Annotated in this window: 8 protein-coding genes and 1 pseudogene; 4 read left to right on the forward strand and 5 right to left on the reverse strand. The window is 69.6% G+C overall.

All coding sequences use genetic code 11. From position 1 onward, the window contains the following. Nucleotides 1-69: 69 nt before the first annotated feature. Complete coding sequence (locus tag ACFW9D_RS01510; RefSeq protein ID WP_188341319.1) at nt 70-1,536, reverse strand: PAS domain-containing sensor histidine kinase; 1,467 nt, start codon at nt 1,534-1,536, stop codon at nt 70-72. A gap of 694 nt (nt 1,537-2,230) precedes the next feature. On the opposite strand from ACFW9D_RS01510, the gene nagB reads away from it, so the two are divergent. Next, nucleotides 2,231-3,016 carry a glucosamine-6-phosphate deaminase gene (nagB, locus tag ACFW9D_RS01515; RefSeq protein ID WP_188336934.1) on the forward strand — a complete coding sequence of 262 codons (786 nt, stop codon included), beginning with the start codon at nt 2,231-2,233 and terminating at the stop codon, nt 3,014-3,016. Nucleotides 3,017-3,108: 92 nt separating this feature from the next. On the opposite strand, the gene ACFW9D_RS01520 is transcribed toward nagB, so the two are convergent. The 4 genes from ACFW9D_RS01520 to ACFW9D_RS01535 form a co-directional block, all read right to left on the reverse strand. Beyond that, nucleotides 3,109-4,590, reverse strand: coding sequence for a glycoside hydrolase family 3 protein (locus ACFW9D_RS01520; protein ID WP_384616648.1), 1,482 nt, complete (start codon nt 4,588-4,590; stop codon nt 3,109-3,111). Nucleotides 4,591-4,599: 9 nt separating this feature from the next. Beyond that, the gene (locus ACFW9D_RS01525) at nt 4,600-5,466 is read right to left on the reverse strand and encodes a carbohydrate ABC transporter permease (RefSeq protein ID WP_188336936.1); all 867 of its coding nucleotides are present in this window, start codon (nt 5,464-5,466) and stop codon (nt 4,600-4,602) included. Next, entirely contained in the window at nt 5,463-6,341 is an 879-nt protein-coding gene (locus ACFW9D_RS01530) for a carbohydrate ABC transporter permease (protein ID WP_384616737.1), read from the reverse strand. The genes ACFW9D_RS01525 and ACFW9D_RS01530 overlap by 4 nt, the downstream gene beginning before the upstream one ends. A gap of 216 nt (nt 6,342-6,557) precedes the next feature. Next, nucleotides 6,558-7,862 carry a sugar ABC transporter substrate-binding protein gene (locus ACFW9D_RS01535; RefSeq protein WP_188336938.1) on the reverse strand — a complete coding sequence of 435 codons (1,305 nt, stop codon included), beginning with the start codon at nt 7,860-7,862 and terminating at the stop codon, nt 6,558-6,560. 393 nt (nt 7,863-8,255) lie between these two features. Here ACFW9D_RS01535 and ACFW9D_RS01540 point away from each other — a divergent pair, with 393 nt between their 5' ends. The 3 genes and pseudogenes from ACFW9D_RS01540 to ACFW9D_RS01550 form a co-directional block, all read left to right on the forward strand. Further along, complete coding sequence (locus ACFW9D_RS01540) at nt 8,256-9,020, forward strand: GntR family transcriptional regulator (protein ID WP_384616650.1); 765 nt, start codon at nt 8,256-8,258, stop codon at nt 9,018-9,020. 186 nt (nt 9,021-9,206) lie between these two features. Then, a complete protein-coding gene (locus tag ACFW9D_RS01545; protein ID WP_188336940.1) occupies nt 9,207-9,503 on the forward strand; it encodes a DUF3311 domain-containing protein in 297 nt (98 codons plus the stop codon). Then, nucleotides 9,500-10,260: pseudogene (locus ACFW9D_RS01550) on the forward strand (sodium:solute symporter); the annotation flags it as partial. The gene ACFW9D_RS01545 and the pseudogene ACFW9D_RS01550, both read left to right, overlap by 4 nt.

A 10,260-nucleotide genomic window follows, 5' to 3' on the forward strand; every position in this document is an offset into this window, starting at 1 on the left:
GCCCCGGACCGTTCCGACGGTCCGGGGCTCACTGCTGTGTGCGCAGCGTCACTTCCTCTGGCTAGGCGCCTACTTGCTGGAGTTCACCGGGATGTCGAGGATGACCCGGGTGCCGCGCTCGGGGGCGGGGACCATGTCGAAGGTGCCGCCCAGTTCGCCCTCGACCAGGGTGCGCACGATCTGGAGGCCGAGGTTGCCGGCCTTCTTCGGGTCGAAGCCCTCGGGCAGTCCGACGCCGTCGTCCTGCACGGTGATCAGCAGCCGGGCTTCCTTGGTGGTGCCGCCGCGGACGGCCCCGACCTCGACCGTGCCGGTGTCGCCCTGCCGGTAGCCGTGCTCCAGCGCGTTCTGCAGGACCTCGGTCAGGACCATGGAGAGCGGGGTCGCCACCTCGGCGTCCAGGATTCCGAAGCGGCCGGTGCGCCGGCCGGTCACCTGGCCCGGGGAGATCTCCGCCACCATCGCGAGGACCCGGTCGGCGATCTCGTCGAACTCCACGCGCTCGTCCAGGTTCTGGGACAGCGTCTCGTGGACGATCGCGATGGAGCCGACCCGGCGGACCGCCTCCTCCAGGGCCTCGCGGCCCCGGTCGTCGCCGATGCGCCGGGCCTGGAGGCGCAGCAGCGCGGCGACGGTCTGCAGATTGTTCTTCACCCGGTGATGGATCTCCCGGATGGTGGCGTCCTTGGTGATCAACTCCCGCTCGCGGCGGCGCAGTTCCGTCACGTCGCGCAGCAGGACGAGGGAGCCGATCCGGGTGCCCTTGGGCTTGAGCGGGATGGCGCGGAGCTGGATCGAGCCCTCCTCGCCCTCGATCTCGAACTCGCGCGGGGCCCACCCGCTGGCGACCTTGGCGAGCGCCTCGTCCACCGGGCCGCGCGACGGGGCGAGTTCGGCGGTGGTGGAGCCGAGGTGGTGGCCGACGAGGTCGGCCTGGAAGCCGAGGCGGTGGTACGCGGACAGCGCGTTCGGCGAGGCGTACTGGACGACCCCGTCGGCGTCGAGCCGGATCAGGCCGTCGCCCACGCGCGGGGAGGCGTCCATGTCGACCTGCTGCCCGGGGAACGGGAAGGAGCCCGCGGCGATCATCTGCGCGAGGTCGGAGGCCGACTGGAGGTAGGTCAGTTCGAGCCGTGAAGGGGTGCGGACCGTGAGCAGGTTCGTGTTCCGCGCGATGACGCCGAGGACGCGGCCCTCACGGCGTACGGGGATCGACTCGACCCGGACCGGGACCTCCTCGCGCCACTCCGGGTCGCCCTCGCGGACGATGCGGCCCTCGTCCAGGGCGGCGTCCAGCATGGGGCGGCGGCCGCGCGGCACGAGGTGGCCGACCATGTCGTCCTGATAGGAGGTCGGGCCCGTGTTGGGCCGCATCTGCGCGACGGAGACGTACCGGGTGCCGTCGCGGGTGGGGACCCACAGGACCAGGTCGGCGAAGGAGAGGTCGGAGAGCAGCTGCCACTCCGAGACCAGCAGGTGCAGCCACTCGAGGTCGGAGTCGCCGAGGGCGGTGTGCTGGCGGACGAGATCGTTCATGGAGGGCACGAGCCCGAGCGTACCCGGCGGTGAGCGGGGTCCCGAATCGGTCGGCCGGGCCGGAAAGGGGGCCGGGGAGCCCTGGGGTCTCCAGCGGCCCTGAGGGCCCTGGAAACACCGACGGGCCGCGGCGCCGGGGGCGGGACCCTCAACCCGTTCCCTGGCACCGCAGCCCTTCAGGTGCACCGGCTTCCGGGTGTGCGGTCCCGGGTGCCGATCGAGGATCCGTCGCAGTCAGGGCAGAGAGCGACGGTTCCTCTGTCCGTCCTCCTGTGCGGGGAGGGCGGAAGTCTCTGGTCTTGTTCTTCGCACTTGGCATTGTGGACTAGACCATTTGGTCGTGTCCATGCGTCGGCGGGGGTTTGTTCGCGGCGTCCTGTCACGCCCCCTCCCCCGGGGGCGTACTCGAGGGTTACTCAAAAGTACGCCTGGTCCAACGTACGCCCTTTCCCACGGTTACCGGGAGCCGTGAGTTCAATTCGTAGCCATGCCGTCATCGCGGAGCAGGTCACCGTGCGGGTCGCCGGGCGGTCCGGCCGCTCGACGTGCCGAGGTCACGCGCAGCGCGGAGCATGGGCCCAGGGGGCGGACGAACGGTCCGGACATCCCCGCCGAACGCCTGTCCGGCGGGGCCCTGCTCTGCTAGATTGGTCTATACCACTAGTTCCCCTCTGACCAGAACGGCAGGCCCAGCGTGGAAGTTGTGATCGTTCCGGACGCCAAGGCAGGCGGCGAGCTGATCGCCGAGGCGATGGCCCAGCTGCTGCGGCGCAAGCCCGACGCGCTGCTCGGCGTGGCCACCGGCTCGACCCCGCTGCCCATCTACCAGGCCCTGACGGCCAAGGTGCGCGCCGGTGAGGTGGACGCGTCGCGGGCGCGGATCGCCCAGCTCGACGAGTACGTCGGACTGCCCACCGGGCACCCCGAGTCGTACCGCGCGACGGTGCTGCGCGAGGTCGTGGAGCCGCTCGGGCTCGACGCGGACGCGTTCATGGGGCCGGACGGCAGCGCGGAGGACGTGCAGGCCGCGTGCGAGGCGTACGACAGGGCGCTGTCCGAGGCCGGCGGGGTCGATCTGCAGCTGCTCGGGATCGGCACGGACGGGCACATCGGGTTCAACGAGCCGTGTTCCTCGATCGCGTCCCGGACCCGGATCAAGACGCTCACGGAGCAGACCATCGCGGACAACGCGCGGTTCTTCGACGGGGACCTCAGCCAGGTGCCGCGGCACGTCATCACGCAGGGGATCGGGACGATCCTGGAGGCGCGCCACCTGGTGCTGCTCGCCACGGGCGAGGGGAAGGCCGACGCGGTGGCCGCGACCGTGGAGGGGCCCGTGGCCTCCGTCGTGCCGGCGTCCGCGCTGCAGCTGCACCCGCACGCGACGGTGGTCGTGGACGAGGGCGCCGCGTCGAAGCTGAAGCTGACCCAGTACTTCCGCCACACCTTCGCCAACAAGCCGGAGTGGCAGGGCCTGTAGGCCTCCGGTCGCGTCTCGCCACGCCGATGCCGGTCACCCCTCGTCCGGGGTGACCGGCATCTGTGCGCAGTGCCCGAGGTGGCGGCCCCCGCCTACCCGACGATGACCTCGGCGGCGGCCAGGCCGCAGACGCGGGCCGCGCCGTGGGTGGCGATGTGGAGCGCGCCCCGGGGCGGGGCCTGGGGGACGCCCATCTCGACGACCAGGGTGTCGGGGCGGGCGGACAGCAGGGTGTCCAGGGCCGCGGACATCCAGGCGTGCCGGTGCTCGTCGCGGACGACGGCGACGAGGCGCCGGTCCCCCGCGGCGGCGAGGGCCTTCTCGCCCGCGTCCGGGCCGGTGTAGGACGCCGTCGTGGTGCCGGGCAGCAGCCGTTCGAGTTCGGCGGCGACGCCCCAGGGGGTCTCGTCGCCGACCGCGATGTTGGCGACCGGGGTGAAGGCCGCGACGTGCACGGGCCCCGTCACCGGCGCGGCGTCCGCGCTCCGGGTCACGGTGAGCGCCCGGCGCGCGGCGGTCAGCCCCACCCCGGTGTCCGCCGGGCCGGTCGCGGTGCCGCCCCGGGCCCGGGTCCACTCCGCGAGGGACCGCACGCGCGCGGCCGCGTCCGCGAGCCGCTCCTCGGAGAGGTCACCCGAGCGCACGGCGGCGACCAGGGCGTCGCGCAGCCGCAGCACAGTGTCGTCGTCGGCGAGGCCGCCGCCCACGCAGATGGCGTCGGCGCCGGCGGCGATCGCGAGGACGCTGCCGCGCTCGATGCCGTAGGTCGCGGAGATGGCCTGCATCTCCATGCCGTCGGTGACGATGAGCCCGTCGTAGCCGAGCTCCTCGCGGAGCAGCCCCGTGAGGATGCGGCGCGAGAGGGTCGCCGGTCGGTCCGGGTCGAGGGCCGGGACCAGGATGTGGGCGCTCATGACGGCGCGGCTGCCGGCGGCGATCGCCGCGCGGAACGGGGCGAGGTCGCGGGCGTGCAGCACGTCGAGGCCCACGTCGATGCGGGGCAGGTCGTGGTGGGAGTCGACGCCCGTGTCGCCGTGCCCGGGGAAGTGCTTGGTGCAGGCGGCGACCCCGGCGGCCTGGAGGCCCTCGACGTAGGCGGCGGTGTGGCGGGAGACGAGGTCCGTGTCGGAGCCGAAGGAGCGGACGCCGATGACGGGGTTGTCGGGGTTGGCGTTGACGTCGGCGGAGGGCGCCCAGTTGAGGTTGACGCCGCAGGCGGCGAGGCGGCGGCCGAGTTCGTGCGCGACCGCCCGGGTCAGCTCGGCGTCGTCGACGGCGCCGAGCGCGTGGTTGCCGGGGAACGAGGAGCCCGTACGGACTTCGAGGCGGGTGACGTCGCCGCCCTCCTCGTCGATGGCGACGAGGACGTCCTCGCGCTCGGCCCGCAGCTGGGCGGTGAGGGCGGCGAGCTGGGCGGGCGTGGCGATGTTGCGGCCGAACAGGCCGACGGAGGCGAGGCCTTCGCCGAGGCGCCGCAGCAGCCAGTCGGGGGCGGTGGTGCCGGTGAATCCGGGCTGCAGGACCGTCAGCGCGTCCCGCGTCAGCGTGTCGGTTCCGTGGGCGAGTGTCGTCATCGGGTGGCGTTATCCCTTCACGGCGCCGGAGGTGAGACCTGTGGCCATCTTCTTCTGGATGAACATGAAGAAGACCACCACCGGCAGGGCGATCATCGTGGACGCGGCCATCAGGGCGCCGTAGTCGGTGCCCCGTTCCGTCGTGAACGTCATGAGCCAGACGTTCAGGGTGTACTTCGAGTCGTCGTTCATCAGGATGTACGCGAACAGGTACTCGTTCCAGGCGTTGACGAGCGCGAAGATCGACGAGGCGGCGAGGCCGGGGGCGAGCAGCGGGAAGATGATCCGGCGGAACGCGCCCATGCGCGTGCAGCCGTCGACCATCGCCGACTCCTCCAGTTCCACGGGGATGTTGACCACGAAGCCGCGGATCATGACCGTGGCGAAGGGCAGCGTGGAGACGAGGTAGACGACGATGACGCCCCAGTACTCGTTGAGGCCGCCCATCGCGTTGAGCTGGGCGTAGATCGGAATGAGCATCGCGGTCGGCGGCAGCATCTGGACCAGGATCAGGACCATGAGCAGGGCGCGCCGGCCGGTGAAGCGGAAGCGGCCGACGGCGAGTGCCGCGAGGGTCGCGATGATCATGCCGCCGACGACGGCGGTGATCGAGATGATGAGGCTGGACTGGATCGCGGTGGCGAAGTTGGGCTGCTTCACGGCGCGCGCGAAGTTGTCGAAGGTGATCGACGAGGGCCACAGCGTCTGGTCGTAGGAGCGGATCTCGTGGTTGGGGCGCAGCGCCGAGATGATCAGCCAGTAGACGGGGAAGGCCATGACGACCGCGATGACGAGGCCGAGGACGTTGTAGCCGAGCTTCGTCTTCTTGCGGTCGGGCCGCAGGTCCTGCGGGTGGGTCGGCGTGGAGGCGCTCATTCGACCTCTCCTGTCTTCATGAGCTGGCGCAGGTAGTAGACGGCCACGCCGGACAGCATCAGTACGGTGACCAGGGCGATGGCGGTGCCCTGGCTGAAGGACGTCGAGGTGAACGCCTTGGAGAAGGAGTAGAGGCCGAGGGTCTCGTAGTCCGGTTCGGGCTTGTTGCCGCGCAGCAGCCAGATCTGGCCGAAGACGTTGAAGTCCCAGATCACGGAGAGCGTGGTCACCATGATGAAGACGGGCTTGATGACCGGCCAGGTGACGAAGCGGAAGACGCCGAAGGCGGAGGCGCCGTCGAGCTGGGCGGCCTCGGTGAGTTCTCCGGGGACCTGGGTGAGGGCCGCGTACAGGGTGATCACGACGAACGGGATGGCGCCCCAGATGACGAGCGCGGCGATGACGGCGAAGCCCTGGAGCGGGTCGAGGAACCAGTTGTGGCCGAGCCAGTCGTCGCCGGCGAACTTGGCGATGATCGTGTTGACCAGGCCGTAGTCGGAGTCGGCGAGCCAGCGGAAGATCGACGAGGCGACCAGGAGCGGCATCGACCAGGCGGCGATGAGGGCCGTGGTGAGCGTGAGCCGCACCCAGGTGGACAGGCGCATCATCAGGAGCGAGACCAGCAGGCCGATCGCCATGGTGGCGACGACGCAGACCGCCATGAAGACGACGGTGCGCAGGGTGACGTGCCAGAACTCGGCGTCGCCCAGGATGTTGGTGAACTGGTCGAAGCCGACCCACGGCGGGCTCTCGCCCGTCCACAGCTCGCGCCGTCCCATGTCCTGGAAGGACATGATCACGGTCTTGACCAGGGGGTACGCGTAGACGGCGGCCAGCGCGACGATCGCCGGCAGGATCAGGAGGTAGGGGAGCAGCGCCCCCTTCTTCCGCTTCGGGCGGCCGGTGCCGGCGGGGCGGCTCTTGTGGACCGTCCCCCCTTCCGGGGTGTCCGCTGCGCTGAGCGGCGGCCCGGCGGCCTTGGTGTCGGCGGCAGTCACGTGGCTGACCTTTCTCGTGCTCGGCGAAAGGGAGACGAGGGGCGGGGCCGGATCAGGTGAACCGGCCCCGCCCTTCATCCGGAGCCCGAAGGCTCAGGACTCCTTGTTGATCAGCTCGTCGATCTTGGCGTCGGCGGCCTTGGTCGCCTCGGCCACGGACTTGCCCTTGAGGATGTCGAGCAGCATGTTCTTCAGGACCTCCTCCTTCTCGATCGCGGTCCAGCCCGGGGCGATCGGCGTGAACCAGGCACTCTCGACCGCGTTGGCGACAGGGGCCGTCTCCGGCTTGTCCTTCAGCGGCTGCAGCTGCTTGGTGTTGTTCGGGAGGATGTTCTTGGAGGCGAGGACCTCCTCGGACTTCTCGCTCGTGAACATGGAGATCCAGTCCTCGGCGAGGTCCGCGTTCTTCGACTTCTGCGTCACCGCGAGGTCGGAGCCGCCGATGAAGGACGGCAGGGTCTTGCCGTTCGGGCCGGGCATCGCGGCGGTGGCGATCTTGCCCTCGAGCTTCGGGTTGCCGTTGGCCTTGCCGTCGATGACGGAGCCGGCCTCCCAGCCGTTGCCGTACAGGACGCCGGCCTTCTCGTTGGCCATCACATTGGCGTGGTCCTGCTCGTCCTTGGTGATGTCGCCCTTGTTGTACTTCTTGACGAGGTCGATGAAGTGCTGGATGCCCTCCTGCGCCTTCGGGTCGGAGAGGCTGGCCTTCCACTCCTTGGAGCCCTCGTCGTACTGGGCGATCTGGCCGCCGTACGCGGCGACGTAGGACATCGCGGCGTACCAGTAGCGGCCGGGCAGGTAGAGCGAGGAGAAGCGCTTGTCCTTCTTCCCCTGCTTCGCCGTCTCCTTGTCCATCGCCTTGAGGAAGTCGTCCTCGGTGGTGGGCAGCGTGTCGGAGCCGGTGGCCGCCTTCAGCATGTCCTTGTTGTAGATCGCGACGCGCGCACCGGCGTAGTAGGGCACGCAGTACTGCTTGCCCTCGAAGGTGCAGGTGTCCTTGAGACCCTTGATCCAGGTGTCGCTGTTGTCGTACTTCTTCGGGTCGATCTCGGCGAGCGCGCCGTTGAGGATGTACTGCATGGTCTCGGTGTTGCCGAGCTCGACGACGTCCGGGAACTTGTCGCCGCCGAGGGCGGTGTCGAGCTTCTTGGCCTTGTCCGCCCACTGCTGGTAGGCGACGTCGACCTTGACCTTCGGGTACTTCTTCTTGAACTGGGCGTTGACGTCCTTGACCAGCTCGGGCCAGGTGCTCTGCGCGTCCACCATCAGCCAGACGGTCACCGAGCCGGTGCGGTCCTTCGGGTCCTTGCCGGCGTTGTCGCCACCGTCGCCCCCACAGGCCGCGACCCCGGTCATCATGGCCGCGACGCCGACCGCCGCGATGAGCTTGCGCTTCATGTCACCCTCCTCAGGGATGCCTGCAACCCCCCACCCACAGCGATGACATACGGCGAGTACGCGAAGCACGTACGCGGATACGGCTGATGGGACTGGGACCTGGCCACTAATGGTGTAGACCAGTACGGGGAGCTTGGACCAGACCAATGGGGCTGTCAAGGGTGGTTGTGAAGGGACTGTGGGTCCGTTACCGGAACGACACCCACCCTTCGGAGCACGGCCGTTGACCCCGTTCCCCCGTCCGGCGGGGTGGACTAGACCAGAGGGGCGCCGGACGATATAAGAAGGGATCACGGAGCGTGCGGGAGTACCCCGGAGCGAGCCGTGCCACGATGTGAGCCGTGACCGGCGGACGCATCGGTCGCATCGGCACCGGAGCCGGGAAGGCGGAGCATGAGCACCGACGTCAGCAGTGCGGAGAACGAGGGCGGGGCGCCTGTCCGTACCGCACGTGTGCCCAAGTACTACCGCCTGAAGAAGCACCTCCTGGACATGACGGAGACCCTGCCGCCCGGCACCCCCGTCCCCCCGGAGCGCACCCTCGCCGCCGAGTTCGACACCTCCCGCACCACGGTCCGCCAGGCCCTCCAGGAGCTGGTCGTCGAGGGCCGCCTGGAGCGCATCCAGGGCAAGGGCACCTTCGTCGCCAAGCCCAAGGTCTCGCAGGCGCTCCAACTCACCTCCTACACGGAGGACATGCGCGCCCAGGGCCTGGAGCCCACCTCGCAGCTGCTCGACATCGGGTACGTGACGGCCGACGACACCCTCGCCGGGCTGCTCGACATCTCCGCCGGCGGGCGCGTCCTGCGCATCGAGCGGCTGCGCCTGGCCAGCGGTGAGCCGATGGCCATCGAGACCACGCACCTGTCCGCGAAGCGCTTCCCCGCGCTGCGCCGCAGCCTCGTGAAGTACACCTCGCTCTACACCGCGCTCGCCGAGGTCTACGACGTCCGGCTCGCCGAGGCCGAGGAGACCATCGAGACCTCGCTCGCCACGCCCCGCGAGGCCGGACTGCTCGGCACGGACGTGGGCCTGCCGATGCTGATGCTCTCCCGGCACTCGATCGACGGCTCGGGCCAGCCCGTGGAGTGGGTGCGCTCGGTCTACCGGGGCGACCGGTACAAGTTCGTGGCGCGCCTCAAGCGCCCCATGGACTGAGCGCCCCTCACCCCCTTTCACCCCCGCATTTCTCACATACGGCCCACCGGTGCCGGGTAGTTGATATCAGTACGGCATCGGTGCGTCCGTTATCCGGACAAGGGTTCCATGAGGCGAGACTCTCGCTTAGATTTCCCGGACGTTAAGCCGAGATAAATAGGGCCAGCGAGGGGACGGAACCGCTCTATGTCCAATGCGCCGGAAGCCGCGCGACCAGCGCGGCAAGCAGACACGCGGACGGTGACCCCGCTCCGTGTCGTGGTGGCCTTGTGTCTCATCGCCCCGTTCGTGGCGATGCTCTGGGTCAGCTCCTACGCCAAGGTGGACCCCGCGTTCATCGGCATCCCGTTCTTCTACTGGTACCAGATGCTCTGGGTGCTGATCTCGACGGCGCTCACGATGGTCGCGTACAAGCTGTGGAAGCACGACCAGGCGTCCCGTAAGCAGGCCTCCGAGGCCTCCCAGGAAGGGGCCGGCGCGTGAACGACGGCGTGAACGGTGTCGCACTCACCGTCTTCATCCTGTTCTTCGTGGCCGTCACGGTCATGGGCTTCCTCGCCGCCCGCTGGCGGCGCGCCGAGAACGAGGCGTCCCTCGACGAATGGGGCCTGGGCGGCCGCTCGTTCGGCACCTGGATCACCTGGTTCCTGCTCGGCGGCGACCTCTACACGGCTTACACCTTCGTGGCCGTCCCGGCGGCGATCTACGCGGCCGGTGCCTCCGGCTTCTTCGCGGTGCCCTACACGATCCTCGTGTACCCGCTGATCTTCACGTTCCTGCCGCGCCTGTGGTCGGTCTCGCACAAGCACGGCTACGTGACCACCTCGGACTTCGTGCGCGGCCGCTTCGGCTCCAAGGGCCTGTCCCTGGCCGTCGCGATCACCGGCATCCTCGCCACGATGCCGTACATCGCGCTCCAGCTCGTCGGCATCCAGGCCGTCCTGGACGTCATGGGCGTCGGCGGCGACGAGGGCACCAACTGGTTCGTCAAGGACCTGCCGCTGCTGATCGCGTTCGCGGTCCTCGCCGCGTACACGTACTCCTCGGGTCTGCGGGCCCCGGCGCTCATCGCGTTCGTCAAGGACACGCTGATCTACATCGTCATCGCCGTCGCGATCATCTACATCCCGATCAAGCTGGGCGGCTTCGACGACATCTTCGCCGCGGCCGGCAAGAAGTTCGAGCAGATCAACCCCGCGACCGAGAAGCCCGTCGGGGCGCTCGCACCCGGTTCGCAGGG

The organism is Streptomyces sp. NPDC059524, assembly GCF_042749255.1.
In the GTDB taxonomy this organism is placed as follows: Bacteria; Actinomycetota; Actinomycetes; order Streptomycetales; family Streptomycetaceae; genus Streptomyces; species Streptomyces xanthii.

Bases quoted from the DNA above. Each gene is read 5' to 3' on its own strand.
- ACFW9D_RS01510 (WP_188341319.1), bottom strand. From the start codon at position 1,536: ATGAACGATCTCGTCCGCCAGCACACCGCCCTCGGCGACTCCGACCTC.
- ACFW9D_RS01520 (WP_384616648.1), bottom strand. From the start codon at position 4,590: ATGACGACACTCGCCCACGGAACCGACACGCTGACGCGGGACGCGCTG.
- ACFW9D_RS01525 (WP_188336936.1), bottom strand. From the start codon at position 5,466: ATGAGCGCCTCCACGCCGACCCACCCGCAGGACCTGCGGCCCGACCGC.
- ACFW9D_RS01535 (WP_188336938.1), bottom strand. From the start codon at position 7,862: ATGAAGCGCAAGCTCATCGCGGCGGTCGGCGTCGCGGCCATGATGACC.
- ACFW9D_RS01540 (WP_384616650.1), top strand. From the start codon at position 8,256: ATGAGCACCGACGTCAGCAGTGCGGAGAACGAGGGCGGGGCGCCTGTC.
- ACFW9D_RS01545 (WP_188336940.1), top strand. From the start codon at position 9,207: ATGTCCAATGCGCCGGAAGCCGCGCGACCAGCGCGGCAAGCAGACACG.